Origin of the sequence: Gordonia sp. Z-3 (assembly GCF_036233855.1) — a bacterium.
In the GTDB taxonomy this organism is placed as follows: domain Bacteria; phylum Actinomycetota; class Actinomycetes; order Mycobacteriales; family Mycobacteriaceae; genus Gordonia; species Gordonia tangerina.
Genome location: NZ_JAZARS010000015.1, coordinates 63,891 through 80,032, shown reverse-complemented (window position 1 = coordinate 80,032; position 16,142 = coordinate 63,891). Strand labels below are relative to the sequence as shown.

General features: G+C 67.6%; 16 protein-coding genes. 14 read left to right on the top strand and 2 right to left on the bottom strand.

What is annotated here, in order from left to right; genetic code table 11:
* Positions 1–63: 63 nt before the first annotated feature.
* The gene (locus VX037_RS17470) at positions 64–1,431 is read left to right on the top strand and encodes a glucose-6-phosphate dehydrogenase (protein ID WP_328715132.1); all 1,368 of its coding nucleotides are present in this window, start codon (positions 64–66) and stop codon (positions 1,429–1,431) included.
* Positions 1,432–1,501: 70 nt separating this feature from the next.
* On the opposite strand, the gene VX037_RS17465 is transcribed toward VX037_RS17470, so the two are convergent.
* Positions 1,502–3,100, bottom strand: coding sequence for a hypothetical protein (locus tag VX037_RS17465; protein WP_235721928.1), 1,599 nt, complete (start codon positions 3,098–3,100; stop codon positions 1,502–1,504).
* Positions 3,101–3,467: 367 nt separating this feature from the next.
* On the opposite strand from VX037_RS17465, the gene VX037_RS17460 reads away from it, so the two are divergent.
* The gene (locus tag VX037_RS17460; protein WP_328715131.1) at positions 3,468–4,868 is read left to right on the top strand and encodes an MFS transporter; all 1,401 of its coding nucleotides are present in this window, start codon (positions 3,468–3,470) and stop codon (positions 4,866–4,868) included.
* Positions 4,869–4,890: 22 nt separating this feature from the next.
* On the opposite strand, the gene VX037_RS17455 is transcribed toward VX037_RS17460, so the two are convergent.
* A complete protein-coding gene (locus VX037_RS17455; protein WP_328715129.1) occupies positions 4,891–6,555 on the bottom strand; it encodes a PucR family transcriptional regulator in 1,665 nt (554 codons plus the stop codon).
* Positions 6,556–6,765: 210 nt separating this feature from the next.
* On the opposite strand from VX037_RS17455, the gene VX037_RS17450 reads away from it, so the two are divergent.
* The 12 genes from VX037_RS17450 to VX037_RS17395 all read left to right on the top strand — a co-directional run bounded on the left by VX037_RS17450 (position 6,766) and on the right by VX037_RS17395 (position 16,123).
* Positions 6,766–7,215, top strand: coding sequence for a GlcG/HbpS family heme-binding protein (locus VX037_RS17450; RefSeq protein WP_328715128.1), 450 nt, complete (start codon positions 6,766–6,768; stop codon positions 7,213–7,215).
* 183 nt (positions 7,216–7,398) lie between these two features.
* Positions 7,399–8,118: a TenA family transcriptional regulator gene (locus VX037_RS17445; protein ID WP_328715127.1), complete on the top strand. Its 720-nt coding sequence runs from the start codon at positions 7,399–7,401 to the stop codon at positions 8,116–8,118.
* A gap of 71 nt (positions 8,119–8,189) precedes the next feature.
* Positions 8,190–8,564, top strand: a complete 375-nt coding sequence (locus tag VX037_RS17440) for a Rieske (2Fe-2S) protein (RefSeq protein ID WP_235721933.1) — start codon at positions 8,190–8,192, stop codon at positions 8,562–8,564.
* A complete protein-coding gene (locus VX037_RS17435; RefSeq protein ID WP_328715125.1) occupies positions 8,561–9,784 on the top strand; it encodes an NAD(P)/FAD-dependent oxidoreductase in 1,224 nt (407 codons plus the stop codon). Before VX037_RS17440 ends, VX037_RS17435 begins: the two co-directional genes overlap by 4 nt.
* 1 nt (position 9,785) lies before the next feature.
* Entirely contained in the window at positions 9,786–11,243 is a 1,458-nt protein-coding gene (locus VX037_RS17430) for an aldehyde dehydrogenase family protein (RefSeq protein ID WP_268899814.1), read from the top strand.
* Positions 11,244–11,271: 28 nt separating this feature from the next.
* Positions 11,272–11,628, top strand: a complete 357-nt coding sequence (locus tag VX037_RS17425; RefSeq protein WP_235721935.1) for a Rieske (2Fe-2S) protein — start codon at positions 11,272–11,274, stop codon at positions 11,626–11,628.
* Positions 11,625–13,226: a gamma-glutamyltransferase family protein gene (locus VX037_RS17420; RefSeq protein ID WP_328715123.1), complete on the top strand. Its 1,602-nt coding sequence runs from the start codon at positions 11,625–11,627 to the stop codon at positions 13,224–13,226. Before VX037_RS17425 ends, VX037_RS17420 begins: the two co-directional genes overlap by 4 nt.
* Positions 13,213–13,650 (top strand): RidA family protein, encoded by a 438-nt coding sequence (locus tag VX037_RS17415; RefSeq protein WP_328715121.1) that lies wholly within the window; start codon positions 13,213–13,215, stop codon positions 13,648–13,650. Before VX037_RS17420 ends, VX037_RS17415 begins: the two co-directional genes overlap by 14 nt.
* Positions 13,647–14,342 (top strand): YoaK family protein, encoded by a 696-nt coding sequence (locus VX037_RS17410; protein ID WP_328715119.1) that lies wholly within the window; start codon positions 13,647–13,649, stop codon positions 14,340–14,342. Before VX037_RS17415 ends, VX037_RS17410 begins: the two co-directional genes overlap by 4 nt.
* A gap of 54 nt (positions 14,343–14,396) precedes the next feature.
* Positions 14,397–15,020 carry a glyoxalase gene (locus VX037_RS17405; RefSeq protein ID WP_266062799.1) on the top strand — a complete coding sequence of 208 codons (624 nt, stop codon included), beginning with the start codon at positions 14,397–14,399 and terminating at the stop codon, positions 15,018–15,020.
* 82 nt (positions 15,021–15,102) lie between these two features.
* Positions 15,103–15,465 (top strand): nuclear transport factor 2 family protein, encoded by a 363-nt coding sequence (locus VX037_RS17400; protein WP_266062798.1) that lies wholly within the window; start codon positions 15,103–15,105, stop codon positions 15,463–15,465.
* 115 nt (positions 15,466–15,580) lie between these two features.
* A complete protein-coding gene (locus tag VX037_RS17395) occupies positions 15,581–16,123 on the top strand; it encodes a hypothetical protein (protein ID WP_266062797.1) in 543 nt (180 codons plus the stop codon).
* Positions 16,124–16,142: the final 19 nt, after the last annotated feature.

The following is a 16,142-nucleotide window of genomic DNA, read 5'->3' as shown; positions in this document are numbered from 1 at the left end:
CGATTCGTGCGGCAAGGCGACGAGATCCGCGCGCCCGAATCCGCTGGAGGGTTACCGTCGGGTATGGCGACCACGACGTTGTTCATCTTCGGTGCGATGGGGGACCTGACCTCACGCCTGCTGCTACCGGCCCTCGCCCAACTCCTCGCCCTCGAACCCGACCGCTCGGTGCGGTTGGTGGGAGTGGGCCGGCGCGACGTGTCCGACGACGAGTGGCGAGAACGGGTGTCCGGTGCGTTCGGCGATGACGTGGCACCGGCGGCCCGGCAGGTCGCCGACCGAACCACATTCCTCCAGGCCGATGTCGGCACGTCCGACGGTATGCGGAAAGTTCTCGATCAGGCGGGCGACGGACGTTCGGTGCTGTACTTCGCGGTGCCGCCGTCGGTGGCACAGCAGTCGTGTGACGCCATGGCCGAACTCGACGATCTCCCCGACGGCCTGATGCTCGCCCTGGAGAAACCGTTCGGCACCGATGAAGACAGCGCACGGGATTTCAATGCCAAACTCGCCCGGCTCGTGCCGGAGAACCAGGTGTTCCGCGTCGATCACTTCCTCGGCCAATCCATCCTGCTCGACCTGTTCGGCATCCGATTCGCCAACCGTGTGTTCGAACCGGTGTGGTCGGCCGAGCACATCGAGTCGGTGGTCATCCGCTACGACGAGACCCTCGGACTCGAAGGCCGCGCAGGCTATTACGACAAAGCCGGCGCTCTGACCGACATGATGCAGAGTCACCTGCTGGAACTGCTGGCAGTGGTCGCGATGGACCCGCCGGCGTCGTTGAACGAACGCGATCTGCGAGACGCGACGGGAGCTGCGCTGCGCGCCACCCGTGTCATGGGCGGCGACCCCGTCCGATCATCGCGCCGCGCGCGCTACACCTCGGGTCAGGTCGACGGCAAACACCTTCCGTCCTATGTGGACGAGGATGGCGTCGACCCGACCCGGGCCACCGAGACGTTGGCGGAGGCGACCTTCGAGGTGAACACCGCCCGCTGGGCAGGGGTCCCGTTCACCTTGCGGTCGGGGAAGGCTCTCGAGCCTGCCGTGAAGGAGATCGCCCTGCACTTCCGTCCGGTACGTCACCTGCCGCAGCAGTTCAGCGGGGACGTGGCACCCAATGTGCTCCGCCTGACTTTCGGTCCCGACGCGATGTCGTTGCGGCTCAACGTACATGACGGCACCGACCCGTTCGATCTGGCGGCCACCGAGCTCGGCGCGGATCTGGGCGAGGGCTCCATCCGCGCCTATGCCGAGGTGCTCTCGGGCATCCTCGACGGCGATGCCACTCTCGCCGTCCGGGGCGACGCGGCCGAACAGTGCTGGCGCATCGTCGGTCCCATCATCGACGCCTGGCAGGCCGGTCGCGTACCGCTCGAGGAATACCCCGCCGGTTCGGCGGGGCCGGAGGGATGGCCTTCGGTGTGACCTGAAAGCACCGAACCCCGTCCGGCGCATCGACTGTGCGCACGAACGGGGTTGCGACGAGGCGACGGCGCTACAGCAGGTAGACCGCCACGATGGTGGAGATCACCAGACCCGAGACCACCGGGACGAAGCACTTGCGCGCCAACGTGAGTACCGGCACCCGGGCGAATCCGGCGACCGCCACGAGCGAGGACCACGCCACCAGCGTGCCGCCGCCGGACCAGATGTTGCCCATCTGCCCGATCGCGGCCAGCGTCGCCGGGTCCATGTCGACGCCGGGTGCCAGCGCGCCTGCCAACGCGCCGGTCAGTGGCAGACCCGAGAAACCCGAGCCGTCGAGACCGGCGACGATACCGACCAGCAGGACGCCGAGTCCGGTGAGGATCGGGATGTTCGGCAGGTGTGACTGGGCAGAACTGACCAGGTCGAAGAGGAAGGCCGGGCCGGTCACGTCCTCGGGCAGCCCCAGGATCTGGCTGGAGAAGTCGGAGTTGCCGATGAGGAAGAAGCCTGCGATCGGCAACACGATGCCCATGGCCTTGAACGCGAACACCAGGCCGTCGACCAGGTGATCGGCGGTCGTCTCCAGGAAGTTGCGCGGTTCGTGCGCCGCACAGACGGCAAACAGCATCAGGGCAGCGATCCCGCCGACCATCGCGGCTGCCTCACCGCCTTCGAGCGCGGGGACGACGCCGGCCTTACCGAGGATCAGGAAGACGATGAAGGCCAGGTAGGCCAACGGAACGAGCGCCGCGAACAATTTGGCGGTACGCGTTGCCCGAGGTTCGGCTCCCGGATCGTTCGGCTCCGGGCGGTCGATCACGGCGGTACCCGCCGAACCCGAACCGCTGCCGGCATCTGATCCACTGCCGCTGTTGCCGGTTCCGGCCGCGACCGAGCCGCCGGCCCCCGTACCGGAACGCCCCGCCGACCCGTCGGTCTCGGCGACCTCGAGTTCGGCCTCCACATCGGCGGCCCCGCGGTCGGCCTCGGCTTCCCATTCGCGCAGCAACTCCGCCGACGGTGCGCGCCACGTGCGACGCTGCATCACCCAGGTGATCACCACGGCGACGAACCCCACCACCAGCGACAGGACGAGTGCCTTGTCGGCGACGGCGTCGGTGTCCACACCGGCGGCGGTCGCGGAGATGCCCGGGGCAACCTTCATCACATAGTCCGACGACAGTGCCATCCCCTGTCCGGCGATTGCCACCACCATGCCGACCGAGATCGGTGACAGACCCGCCCGAATCGCGACCGGAATCAACACCGCGCCCACCAGGGGCACCGCGGGCGTCGGCCAGAAGAACAGCGAGATGAGGTAGGTGACCACCAGAAGAACGATGAAACTTGCTGTGGCACCACGCATCACGTGCCGGAACGGGGCGATCATCAGTCGATCGGCGCCCATCTGGCGCAGTGCGCCGAGCATCGCGGTCACCATCGCGATGATGAGGAAGATGTTGAACAGTTCCTTGGCCGCGACAAGGCTCGCGTTGAAGATCGACGCGATCGCGGTGACGATGCTGTTGGAGAAGGCGAAAGCGGTGAGGAACGTGGCGATCACGGCAGGGACGACGATGTTCTTGCGCATCACCATCGTCGCGATGATGACGAGTATGCCGGCCAGGTAAATCCAGTGGGCGGCGGTGAGATTGATGGGCTGCACGTTGAATCCTTAGCGGGAGATGAACGAAAGGGGCTGTGCTGGTGAAGACCCTCCTCCCGCCGTCATCGGCGGCCAATCGATACGATGCACACCTCCGGTCGGTGTTCGCTGTGCACGATGCCGTCGAACGACAGTCTCACGATCGGTTGTGTCACGCCGGTAAATCGTCGGATACCTCAGTGTTTCGTCACGTCCGCAGATCCTGGTGATGCTGACCAGTCGGCTGTGCAGGTTGTCCTCATCGGACGTGGCATCGTGTGCACTCTGACATGCGCACGAGGTGCCGACCGCTCCATTCGGATGGAAAAATTCTCGGTACCCACGGCGGTTGGTCGCGGGCGGATCGCGATGACCGGTAGGAGTGCACATGGTGGAGCGCCGTGACGACGAGCGGGCGCGCGGAGACGATGCAGGTACCCCGCTGGCCCTTGCCGCGTTGCTCACCGGCACGCTCGTCGGCACGGTCAGCAACAACGTCGTCAACGTCCCGCTCACCGACATCCTCGACGACTTCGACGCACCGTTGGGACGCGGAGTGTTTGTCGTTGTCGGGTTCCTGCTGACCTTCGCCGCCACCATGCCGCTGGCCGGCTACATCGCCGATCGATACGGCCGACGACGCGTGTACTGCGCGGCCCTGGTGGGCACGGCGGTGTGTTCGGCCGGCGCAGCCACCGCGCCGACGCTGGAGGTGCTGATCGCCTGGCGCGCACTCGGGGGGCTCGCAGTGGCGGTGTTCGCGCCGGCGGTGATGGGACTGATCGCCTGGCTCTTCGGCCCCCGACGACGAGCGCGGGCGGTGGGGGCGTGGGCCAGTGTGAACGGCATCGGCCAGGCCGTGGGGCCATCGCTGGGTGGGCTGATGGCCGACGCCTGGGGGTGGCGCTGGGTGTTCGTCCCGCTGATCCCGTGCGCGTTGATCGGACTGATACTGACGCTACGCAGCGTGCCCCGATATCCGGCGCGGGTGATGCGGTTGGACAAGTTCGGCGCCGCCACCTTGACCCTCGGTTCGGCGTTGCTGATCCTGGCGGTCACGTTGGTGGGGTCCGGCGGTGTGCCGCTGTGGATCTCCGGTGTGTTGGCCGTAGCCGCGGTGGTGCTGCTGACGGTGTGCGTGGTGCATTGTCGCCGCGTGCCCGTGCCCTTCCTCGATGTCGGCGACATCGTCGAACCGCGGTTCGTCCGGAGCGCGCTGGCCGCCTTCGCGCAGATGTTCGCACTGGGCGCGACACTGCTGGTCATCCCGCTCTATGTGGTGGGTGATGGCGGCAGCACCAGTTTCGCTGGGGCGCTGCTGTTCGCGTTGCCGGCGACCATGGCGATCCTCGCACCCATCGTCGGCGGGATCTCCGACCGCGTCGGCGCGCGCCGGGTGTTGCGTACCGGCCTGGTGGTGCTCTGCGCGTCGCAGGTCGCGCTGGGTGCGGTCACCCTCGCCGGCGCTGAATTCGTTTGGCTGGTCGTTGTTCTCGTGGTGAGCGGGGTCGGGATCGCGTTGGTGCAGACGCCTGCGGCCGCAGGTTCGACACGCTCGGCCGCCGGGGCACGCGGCACCGGGCTGGGCCTGTTCAATCTGATGCGATTCGGCGGGTCCGCGCTCGGTGCGGCGTGGGTGGCCGTCGCCTTGGCCCACGGTGGTTACGCCGTCCTGTTCGCGGTCACCGCCGCGATCGCCGCCGGTGGCTTCGCCGCCTCGTTCTTCGGTCGCACCCCCACCCCGGATGCGCCCGCCCCGGACGATCACCTCGAGCCGGCGGCCCGCTGACCGCAGGAACGGTCGCGGTCAGCTAGACGAAGTTGACCTCTCGGGCCACCGAGACGCCGAGATTGTCGAGCAGTTCGAGCCGAACGGCCAGCCACACGGTGAACTGATTCTCCGGCTCCCGGATGTCGAGTCCGATGGTCCGGGATATCCGGTCGAGCTTGGACAGCATGGTGTTGCGGTGCATGTTCAGCACGCGCGCAGCGGCATTCACGTTGCCACCCTGCTCCAGGTAGGCGAGCAGCGTGGCATGCAGTTCCGTGCCGAGCCGGATGGGGCCGAGCACGTCGGCCACGAGTTGGCGGCTCCGGTCGGTGTCGGCGATCTGCTCGAGCACGCCGTAGGACCGCAGATCGCGATACGCGACCGCACCCTGCAGGTGCATCCGCGAGGCGATTCCCAGGGCCACACGGGCCTCGCGATAACTGTCGCGGATCTGCGATGCGCCCACGGCGACGGCGCCGTAGGCGACCGGGGATCGCACGTCGTGACCGCGGGTGGTCAGTTCCTCGGCCATGGCCTGGGCGTAATCGGCCACCTCGATGTCCACCTCTGACGGTGCCGTGGACCGGACGGTCCGCACCACCACGAGCACGTCGCCGAGCACGGTCACATATGACCGCACGTCGCGGTGGGGCAGCAGGCTGGCCGCAAACCGCGCCAGACGCAGCAACCGGCTGCTGCCGCGGGGATTTTCGTCGGAGTCCGGTGCGCGACTGTCGTCGCGGGTGATGAACACCGCGAACGTCGCGTCCAGGTCGATGTCGTGATAGCCGGCGCGCGTGCGCATCTCGAGGTCGGACGCGAACCCGCCGTGCACCAGCGCCTGCACGAAATCGCCCCGCGCACGTTCCTCGGCTTCCTCGACGCTGCGTTGACGCAACATCTCCGAGCCGATGATCGCGGTGGCCTGCTCGGCCGCCACGGCGTGCTGAGCGAGGTCATGTTCCCCGGGGCGTTCGCCACGGCGCAGGATCGCCACCCACCCCTCGAAGTACTTGCCGAGCAGGATCGGACTGGCCGTACATGTCCACCGCACACCGTCGGCCGTGAGGTCGGCAACGACAGCGGTGTGGTGGTTGTCGGGAGCGTCTCCACGCTCGAGGAGTGTCGTGCGTACCGCGGCGAGCACCGCCTCGGCGCAGTCTGCCGGGATGGCGTGGTCGGCGACGGGTTGGCAGTGCGAGTCGAGGGCGACGGCGGGGGAATGCGACAACGCCGACACCTCCCGTAGCAGTAGTGGCATCCCGGCGCCGCGATGCAGCATGCCCGCCAGCGACTGATGCACATGTGTCGCATAGCGCATCACGTGCACCTCCTGGGTGAGGGCACGTTCGGCGAGCAGTCGATTCAGCGGCCCGAAGCCGATGGGAAATCCCATCTCCACCACGACGAGGCCGGTGGGAAACGAGTCGGCGGTCATCGTGGACGGCAGCGGCCCGTCGACGATGACCGCCGGGGCACCGCGCGCCAGCAGCGAGCCGAGACTGGACGGCTTGGCGGCCAGCGACTCCGGCCGGGTGTAGACGACGGTGGCGGTGAGGTCGTCGTAACGACTCATGACCTCGGTGAACGGCAATGCCCAGGTCACCGGGGTGTCGGTGACGGCATCACCCGCCATGAGGCGTGCGCCCTCCATCAACGGTTCGTCGAGGAGGCCGGCGAGAGTCAATCGGGGATGCGGTTCCATCGGCCTGCTTCCTGTCGGGCCTGCGTTCAGCGCTCGTCCTATTGTGGATTACCAGGGCACTTCGCACCGCTCTATGTGCAGATTGACCTATTTGGTGGCGACCGCCAGGTCAGTGTGACCCTCACGTTTCGTGGCTCGGTCCGGTTACATGTCGAGTACGCCATTCCGGCGGCAATCTTCCCGAGAAGTCTCACAGGAAAGACGACAGCCATGCATCGAATCTTGCGGATCACCCTCGACGACGCGCTCCCGGTCCTCGCGGCCGGCCGGGCCAAAGCCGAGGAGATCGGCGTCCGACAGACCCTCTGTGTGTGCGACGACGGCGGCAATGTGATCGCGTTGCACCGACTGCCGGGCGCACGGCTCACCGGGGTCGACATCTCCATCGCCAAGGCCTTCACCGCCGCCGGACACGAGCGAGCGACCCACCTGTTCAACGAACCACCCAACGGTCCGGTGCTGCCCGGAAACGAAGCCTTCGGCATCAGCCACATGCTGCCCGGCAAGTTCGCCACCTTCGTCGGTGGGTTCCCACTGGTGGTCGACGGCCAGATCGTCGGCGGCGTCGGTATCAGCGGCGGAAACGGTGAACAGGACAAGGCTGTTGGTGCTGCGATGCTCGCCGAATTCGACGCCGTCGTGGCTGCGGCAGCGCACTGACCGTGCACTCTGGCCACCTTCGGGCTCATCGTCGGGTCATTGTGACCGTGGAGCGCTCGCGCCGACGTACCTAGCCTGAAGTTGGTCGAAACAGCCTGGTTCATATCGGTTTTCGACAGTCCTACTCGCAGCGTTGCGAGATCTCGGCCGATCCCCGGCCATCAGTCCATGAAGGGAACACCCATGTCGACTCTGCTCGGGCGCGATGAGTTCCGCGCCGCTCTCGAAGACGCCATCAAGGGCCGCGAGGCGAAGAACGCCTCGTTCAGCAAGGCCTGGGCCGAGGGCAAACTCGAGAAGAAGCATTTCGCCCGTTGGGCGGAGAACCACTTCCACTACGTCGGTCCGTTTGCCGACTACCTCGCCAACATCTATGCCAACACCCCCGACGAGTTCACCGATGCCAAGGATTTCACCTTGCAGAACATGTACGAGGAGGAACTCGCCGACATCCGGCATACCGACCTGCTCATCAAGTTCGGTGAGGCCTGTGGCACCACCAAGGAGCGGATCGAGAACCCCGACAACATGAATGCGATCACCCGCGGTCTGCAGTCGTGGTGCTACGCGGTGTCGCAGCGCGAACACTTCGTGGTCGCCACCGCCGCGCTGGTGGTGGGACTGGAGTCGCAGGTGCCCAGCATCTACAAGAAGCAGATCGTCCCGCTGCGTGAGGTGTACGGCTTCACCGAGGACGAGATCGAGTTCTTCGATCTGCACATCACCTCCGATGTGGTGCACGGCGAGCGTGGCTACCAGATCGTGCTCGACTGCGCCGATACGCCTGCGCTGCAGCAGCGTTGCCTGAAGCTGGTGCAGTGGGGTGCGGAGATGCGGTTCTCCTACACCAAGGGTCTCTACGACACCTACGTCGCCGACGACCTGGCGCTGGCCGCAGTGTGACCCGATCATCCGTGGGAGACGTCGCCTGCGGTGTCTCCCACGGGTACGGCGATTTGACGAAAGTGAGTGACATGGCCAGCGAACCCATTGCGCCGTCCGGTGGCGACACGTGGCGGCCGGCGGCCACCATCAAGGAACTGGGTCGGCGACGCAAACTCCGCGTCGAGATCGACGACACCGCGATCGCCCTCTTCGCTGCCGGCGATCGCATCTACGCCTTCGCCGATCTGTGTGTGCACCAGGACCGTTCGCTGGTCAAGGGCACCATCCTGCACGGCCGGGTGATCTGTCCCGGCCACCAATGGCAATTCGACCTGGAGACCGGTTACGAAGCCGACCAGGATCTCTGCCAACCAACCTACGACGTACGTCTCGACGGCGACACCATCTATGTGAACCTGGCTGCGCGCGCTGCGGCCGCCGGCGACCAGAGGAAGATCTCATGACGATTCAGAGTGTGACCGTCGTCGGCGGCGGACAGGTGGCCGCGGTTCTCGCCCGCACCCTGCGCCGACGCGGGTTCGACGGTTCGATCACCATTCTCGGTGACGAGCGACATCTGCCGTATCAGCGACCGCCGCTGTCCAAGGAGTTCCTCACCGGCGACGGCGCACTCGAACCGCTGGCACTGCTGGCGCCGAAGTGGCTGGCGAACAACGACATCGACATCCGCACCAGCGCACGGGTCACGAGTCTCGACGCCGGCGGGCGGACGCTGACTCTCGCCGATGGTTCGTCGATGAGTGCCGATGCCATCGTGCTGGCCACCGGTGGCCGACCCCGGCGGCTCGCCGGGATCGCCGACTCGCCACACATCCATCATCTGCGCACCGTCGACGACGCGGAGCGCCTGCGTACAACACTGGGGGCCGGCAGTCGGATCGCGGTTGTCGGAGGTGGCTTCATCGGCCTCGAGATCGCGGCCACCGCCACCGGTCTCGGAGCACAGGTGACCGTTGTCGAACAGGAGCAGACCATCCTGGAGCGACGCCTCGGCCCGCAGATGGCGCGCTACTGTGCCGGACTCCACCGCAGCAACGGTGTGCGATTCCACTGTGGCGTGGGTGTCTCCGACGTCGATGCCGGAGCGGACGGGGTGCGCCTGACGTTGACCGACGGCACCGTGCTCGACGTCGACGACGTGATCGTCGGTGTTGGGATCGAACCGAATGTCGAACTCGCCGCCGAGGCGGGCCTGGCCGTGGGCAACGGCATCCTGGTCGACGCGGTCGGCCGCACCGATGCGCCGGGTGTCTATGCGGCCGGCGATGTGGCGGCCCGCTTCTCCGATGCCGCCGGCCGGCACGTGCGAGTCGAACATTTCGACAACGCCAACCGGCAGGCCGCCGCGGTGGCCCGAGCCATCCTGGGCGACCCGGTTGTCGAGGACGGACCGCACTGGTTGTGGTCGGATCAGTACGACCGCAACCTGCAGTTCGCCGGCAACACCGCCACCGCCGACGACGTGGTGGTGCGCGGCGACATGGCCGACCACGAGTTCACCGCGTTCTACCTCACCGGCGGGCAACTCAGTGGCGCGTTCGCCGTCGACCGCGGTGAGGACATCATGGCCGCGCGGGAACTCATCGGCCGCAGCGTCGATGCCACCGCGCTGACCGACGAGGACGTCGAGCTCTGGGAACTGGGCGAGGAGATGGTGAGCTGACATGACGAACATCGAGATCACGACCGGATCGAATCTGGTTGACGGCCAATGGGTGCCGTCTGCTTCGGGCCACACGTTCCGCAGCGTCGACCCCGCCCACCCGACGGAAGTGCTGGGCGTCTTTCCGGACTCGACCGCACAGGACGTGGCGGCCGCGGTCGACGCCCTGGAGAAGGCCGCACCCGAGTGGGCCGGGACGCCGCCGGAACGACGCGCCCGCATCCTCGAACGCGCTGCGGATGCCCTCGAGGCCCGAGCCGACCAGTTGATCACCGAACTGATTCGTGAGGAAGGCAAATCGCGGGCCGAAGCGACCACCGAGGTCGGCCGAACACCGATGAACATGCGCTTCTACGCCGCCGAGGCGTTGCGATCGGGTGGCGCGACTTATCCCGCGGCGGGACAGACGATGGTGTACACCGTGCGTGAACCCGTCGGCATCGTCGGCGCCATCACTCCGTGGAACTTTCCGCTCAACATCCCGTCCCGCAAGCTGGGGCCGGCACTCGCGGCCGGAAATGTGGTGCTGTTCAAGCCATCCGAGGTCACCCCGCTGATGGGGCAGCGGCTGGTGGAGGCGCTGATCGCCGGCGGATTGCCGCCGACGGCGATCGCGCTGATCCAGGGTGGCGGTGGCGCCGGAGCGGCCGTCGCCACCGACGACCGGGTGACCGCGGTGACCTTCACCGGCTCCACGGACGTGGGCGCGGCGATTCATGCCGGCGTCGGACCGCAACGCCGGGTACAGCTGGAGATGGGTGGCAAGAACCCGACCGTGGTGCTCGGCGACGCCGACCTCGACTTCGCCGCAACCGCCATCGTGAAGGGTGCCTTCGGCCTGTCCGGGCAGGCGTGCACCGGAACGAGCCGGGTGGTGGTGGTCGACGAGATCCACGACGCCCTGGTGGAAGCGGTGGTGGCGAAGGCCTCGGCGCTACGCCTCGGACCCGGCATCGACGACGACGTCACGATGGGTCCACTGGCCAGTGCGGCGCAGCTGGCCAAATACCGCGAGTACGTGTCGATCGGTGTCGCCGAAGGCGCACTGCGACACGATGTCGACGTCCCGGTCCCGGAGTCCGACGGCTACTTCGCCGCCCCCGTGGTGTTCACCGACACGACCCCGGACATGCGGATCGTGCGCGAGGAGATCTTCGGGCCCGTCCTCGCCTTCCAGCGGGCGCGGGACGTCGACGACGCCCTGCGCATCGCCAACGACACCCGCTTCGGCATGAGTGCCGCGGTCATCACTGCCGACCTCGGCCGGGCGATGGCGTTCGCCGCGGCGTCGAAAACCGGACTGGTCAAGGTGAACCAACCGACCACCGGGATGGCGATGAACGCCCCGTTCGGCGGCTACAAGGCGTCGAGCACGCAGACCTTCAAAGAGCAGGCCGGATCTTCGATGATGCAGTTCTATCAGGCCGAGAAGACCATCTACCTGACCCCGGCCGGCTGACGCCGACGGCACGACACGGAGTATCACCATGGATTTCAGAAGAGTCGCCCGATCGGGTCAGGTGCCCGAGGGAATCGTCCGCCGGTTCTACGCCGACGACTACGAGTTCGCCATCTCACGCCTCGACGGCACGGCGTATGCCACCTCGAACTACTGCTCGCATCTGGATTGCCTGCTCTCGTCGGGCAAACTGGTGCAGGACGGCATCGGGTGCTCCTGCCACGGCAGTGCTTTCGATCTGGCGACGGGTGAGCCGATCTGCCCGCCGGCGACCGAGCCCATCAAGACCTACCCGTGCGAGGAACGCGACGGCGAGATCTTTGTCGGTATCGACCCCGCCGAACCGCCGGAGGGACCGCGACGTCGCAAGGCCCGGCAGGCATGATCGCCGGGCAGGGCAGACCGCCGACCATCGCGACGCGCGGCATGGTGGCCACCAGCCATCCGCTCGCCAGCGCGGCCGGGTTGGAGGTGCTGGCCTCGGGCGGTAATGCCGTCGACGCGGCCCTCGCCGCGGCGGCGACCACCTGGCTGACCCTGCCGGGGCAATGCGGCATCGGTGGTGACGCGTTCGCCGTGGTGCGCGAACCCGACGGCCGGGTGTGGACGGTCAACGGCAGCGGCTACGGACCCGACGGCGGCACTCCGGAGTTCTATCGCGCGCAGGGTCTCGAGGCCATCCCGCTCGACGGTGCGCTGGCTGTGGCCGTGCCGGGTGCGCCGGCTGCCCTGGCCGCCCTGCATGCGGGTGGGGCGTCGCGGCCGCTGTCGGAGTTGTGGGCGGGGCCGGCTCGGATGGCCGAGCGGGGCATCCCGTGTTCGGCGAAGACCCGCGATGATGTCGCCGACGCGATCGACGCCATCGGTGCCGATCCGCTGACCCGTGCGGTGTTCACCGACGACGGGCGGGTACCGATCGTCGGGCAGCGGCGTCCGCAACCCGAGTTGGCCCAGACGATCCGCATGCTGGCCGACGATCCCCACGCGATGTACACCGGTGAGCTGGCGCAGCGCTGCGTCGACGCCCTGGTCGCTGCGGGCGCCCCATTTTCCGGCGACGAGTGGTGCGCCGGTGGGGATGTCGAGCCCGAGGACGCGATCACCCTGCGGTACGCCGGAACCGTCATTCATCAGACGCCGTCGCCGTCGGCGGGGTGGATGGTGTTGCACCAGGCCGCGTTGCTCGGCGACGACCTCGGTATGGTGCCGTGGCTCAGTGTCGAGGCGGTCGACCGGATGGTGCATGCCGCGCGGGTCGCATTCGAAGACCGATTCGCTCTGTGCGGCAGTGACAACGGCGGTATCGCGCAGATCCTCGACCCCGCCCGGCTGGCCGAGCAACGGATGCAGCTCGCCGACGACCCGGTCACCGAGCGCGAGTTCGCAGTGACCGGCGGCGACACCACCTCACTGGTCGTGGTGGACGACGAGGGACGATCGGTGAGCTTCATCCACTCACTTGCGTTCACCTTCGGGGCGAAATTCAGTGTGCCCGGCACGGGTATCGTCCTGAACAACCGGCTCGGTCGAGGGGCCTATCTCATCGACGGACACCCCAACGAAGTGGCCCCGCGGCGCAAACCGCTGCACACGCTCAACGCCTGGGTGGCCACCGACGACGACGGCGGCCTGGTGTCGGTGGGCAACACCCCCGGCGGCGACGGGCAGGTGCAGTGGAATATGCAGGTGCTCTCGCATCTGCTCGACCACGGTCTCGACCCGCAGGAAGCGGTGGCGGCGCCGCGGTTCACGGTCTTCCCCGGCTCGGATGCGGACGTCGTCGGGGCGCAGCCGCGGCTGCGTGTCGAGGACACGATGCCCGAGGGCACGCGCGCGGCGCTGGCCGAGCGCGGCCACGACGTACGGGTGCATCCGGCCGGCGCCATCGGCGGCAGTGCCCAGGTGATCACGGTCGACCCCGGCGGGTTCCTGCTCGGCGGCAGCGACCCTCGACAGGAAGGTGTGGCACTTGGTCTCGAATGAGACTGTCGCGGTACCGGTTCCACGCGGAAACTACATCCCGGCGACCCGCACGGGAAACACGATCCGCACCGCCGGGATGACCCCGCGCCGCTCTGGTGAACTCGTCGTGGTGGGCCGCGTCGGTGACCGGGTGGACCTGGACCGGGCACGGGACGCGGCCGCGCTCGCGGTCACCAATGCGCTCGCCGCGGCGAGCACCATGCTCGAGCCACACGAACACCTCCGTTGCGCGGAGATGACCGTCTACATCGCCTGTGCCGCAGACTTCACCCGCCTGTCGGCCGTCGCCGACGGGGCCTCCGACGTGCTGGCCGCGCATCCAGATCGGCCAGGCCTCCCGGCACGCAGCGCCGTCGGGGTGTACGCCTTGCCCGACGCTGCTCCGGTCGAGGTCGCACTGATCGCCGAGGCGGTCACCCGATGACGACCACCGTGAGCGCGACCGAGCCGGTGAGGCGCCGCGACGACGCGTCGCTGCACCTGGGGCTGATGGTGGCGCTGACCTTTGTCACCGGCATCGTCGACGCCGGCGGTTACCTCGGGCTCGACAAGGTGTTCGTCGGCAACATGACCGGCAACGTCGTGATTCTTGGCATGGGTGCCGCCGGTGCCGACGGCCTGCCCGTATTGGGGCCCGTCCTGGCCCTGGTCGCGTTCGTCGTCGGTGCCGGCCTGGGCGGACTCGTGTTGCGCGGGCATGGGAGCGGATGGAGCACTCGGGTCACCGTGATGCTGTTGGCGTCGTATGCGATGGTCGCGGCCAGTGCGGGTGTCGTCGGTGTCGTAACGCTGACGGAGACAACGCAGATCACCGCGGCGGTGTTGACCGCGGCCGCGATGGGTGTGCAGGCCGCGGTGGCGCGCAAGGTGGGGGTGGCCGAGATGACCACCGTCGTCGTCACATCGACGATCACCGTGTGGGCCATCGAATTCTGGTCGCGACCGGGCTGGCGCACGTTGGCGAACCGGCGTCTGCTGGCGATCGGCGCCATCTTTCTCGGTGCTCTGGTCGGGGCGTTCCTGCTGACGATCGGGCCACTGTGGCCGGTCTTCGTCGTCGCCGCCGCTGTGGGGGTGAGCGCCACCGTCGTTGGGCATGTCCGATCGCAGCACTGATCGGTCAGGAATCGAGAAGCCGAGGTGCCCTCGGGCGGCCTAGCGTCATCGCCTATGACATCCATCGACGCACTCACCCTCGACGTTCCCGACACTGCAGCCGCGAAGGCGTTCTACGACAACGCCTTCGGCATCGTCGACCGCCTCCGGTTCCGCACCTCCGACAGTCCTTCCAGCGGCTTCCGCGGCTATGTGCTGTCGCTGGTGGTGCCCGATCCTGCCGTGGTCGACTCCCTCATCGGCCCCGCGATCGACGCCGGAGCCACCGTGATCAAGCCAGCCAAGAAGTCGTTCTGGGGCTACGGCGGTGTGGTGGCCGCACCCGACGGGGCGTTGTGGAAAGTCGCCTCCTCGAGCAAGAAGGAGACCGGCGCGCCCGCGCGACAGATCGACGACATCGTGCTGCTCATCGGTGCCGCCGACGTCGCTGCGAGCAAGAAGTTCTATGTCGACCACGGGCTGACCGTTGCGAAGAGTTTCGGCCGCAAGTATGTCGAGTTCGCCGGCGGCGCCGACGCCATCACCCTCGCCCTCTACGGGCGCAAGGCAGCCGCCAAGGACGCCGGTGTCGATCCCGCCGGTAGTGGCGCCCACCGTCTCCAGATCACCAGTGATGCAGGCGCGTTCACCGATCCCGATGGTTTCGTCTGGCAGGTGCATGCCGACGTCGCGGGCTGACATTCGCCCATCCCCGATCGTCGACCTTCTGTTGGTGCGGGCCGTCGGCGTAACCTGGGAGCGAACAGCCCAGGAGCAGCACATGGCACTTCCCGATCTCTATCGCCGCTGGATCGACCAATTGTGGAACGGCCCGTCCGACGCCGACGACCTCGCCGAGATCGCCCACGGCCTGGTGTCGGCGGGCTTCGTCGGGCACTGGCCGGGCCACGATGTACACGGCCCGACCGAACTCGCCGCGGTCGTCGCCGAGTCCAAGGAGATGTTCACCGCGATCGAGTTCACCATCGAGGTGCCCCCGGTGACCGACGGCGTGTACGTCGCCGCCCGGTGGATCGGGGCGGGGATGCGCGACGGTCAGCGACACCGCTTCCTGGGCAACGACATCCTGCGTGCACGTGACGGCCGGTTCGTCGAGTACTGGGTGGCGACGGTGCAGGCATAGCCCGGGTATGGCCGCAACTGGGTCGGTCGTCCCGATTCTCGCGAAAACGCCTCGCGTCTGGAGTGGCACCACTACGGTGCGGCTACAGGGGGAAACATCTGACCCAGGAGTCTCGATGCGTCGCAATGTCCTCGTCCGTAACGTCCTCGTGCGCAGTGCACTCGCGGTGGTGGCCGTGTTCACCCTGGCCTTCTCGGCCACCGCCGTCGCCCACGCTCAACCACTCCGACCAGGCACGACGCCAGTGGTGGGCCTCGCCGACGGCGTCGGCTACTCCATTGATGTGAGCGGTCGAACCATCAGCTACACGGTCACCGACGTCCCGCGCATCAGCCGACTGGCTCCGGGCTTCTGCACCTCGGCGGTGATCGACGCGGTCAAGGCGGCGCCGATCATCGGTCCCGACATCATCGCCCTGGTGCAGGGGCAATCGGTGAACGTGGTCGCCCTCCTGGCGGCGCTGCGCGATGCCGACGCGATCACCGCCACCCACCTGGGGCGGTTCGCCAATGGTGACGGCGTCGTCACCGGCACCTTCGAGGACATCCCCGACGGACTGTATGCCGTGATGAGCGTCTGCAACCTGGACCCGGACCTCTACGGTCTGACCGGTGCATTCGTGCTGGGTGACGGCCTGGATTACGGGTCATCGGCCTAGTGCTCCGCGTCGGTGACAC

Excerpts from the sequence above, each read along its gene's own strand:
- VX037_RS17450 (WP_328715128.1), top strand. The coding sequence starts at position 6,766 with ATGCATCGAATCTTGCGGATCACCCTCGACGACGCGCTCCCGGTCCTC.
- VX037_RS17405 (WP_266062799.1), top strand. The coding sequence starts at position 14,397 with ATGACATCCATCGACGCACTCACCCTCGACGTTCCCGACACTGCAGCC.
- VX037_RS17425 (WP_235721935.1), top strand. The coding sequence starts at position 11,272 with ATGGATTTCAGAAGAGTCGCCCGATCGGGTCAGGTGCCCGAGGGAATC.
- VX037_RS17420 (WP_328715123.1), top strand. The coding sequence starts at position 11,625 with ATGATCGCCGGGCAGGGCAGACCGCCGACCATCGCGACGCGCGGCATG.
- VX037_RS17445 (WP_328715127.1), top strand. The coding sequence starts at position 7,399 with ATGTCGACTCTGCTCGGGCGCGATGAGTTCCGCGCCGCTCTCGAAGAC.
- VX037_RS17430 (WP_268899814.1), top strand. The coding sequence starts at position 9,786 with ATGACGAACATCGAGATCACGACCGGATCGAATCTGGTTGACGGCCAA.
- VX037_RS17470 (WP_328715132.1), top strand. The coding sequence starts at position 64 with ATGGCGACCACGACGTTGTTCATCTTCGGTGCGATGGGGGACCTGACC.
- VX037_RS17460 (WP_328715131.1), top strand. The coding sequence starts at position 3,468 with ATGGTGGAGCGCCGTGACGACGAGCGGGCGCGCGGAGACGATGCAGGT.
- VX037_RS17440 (WP_235721933.1), top strand. The coding sequence starts at position 8,190 with ATGGCCAGCGAACCCATTGCGCCGTCCGGTGGCGACACGTGGCGGCCG.
- VX037_RS17410 (WP_328715119.1), top strand. The coding sequence starts at position 13,647 with ATGACGACCACCGTGAGCGCGACCGAGCCGGTGAGGCGCCGCGACGAC.
- VX037_RS17435 (WP_328715125.1), top strand. The coding sequence starts at position 8,561 with ATGACGATTCAGAGTGTGACCGTCGTCGGCGGCGGACAGGTGGCCGCG.
- VX037_RS17400 (WP_266062798.1), top strand. The coding sequence starts at position 15,103 with ATGGCACTTCCCGATCTCTATCGCCGCTGGATCGACCAATTGTGGAAC.
- VX037_RS17395 (WP_266062797.1), top strand. The coding sequence starts at position 15,581 with ATGCGTCGCAATGTCCTCGTCCGTAACGTCCTCGTGCGCAGTGCACTC.
- VX037_RS17455 (WP_328715129.1), bottom strand. The coding sequence starts at position 6,555 with ATGGAACCGCATCCCCGATTGACTCTCGCCGGCCTCCTCGACGAACCG.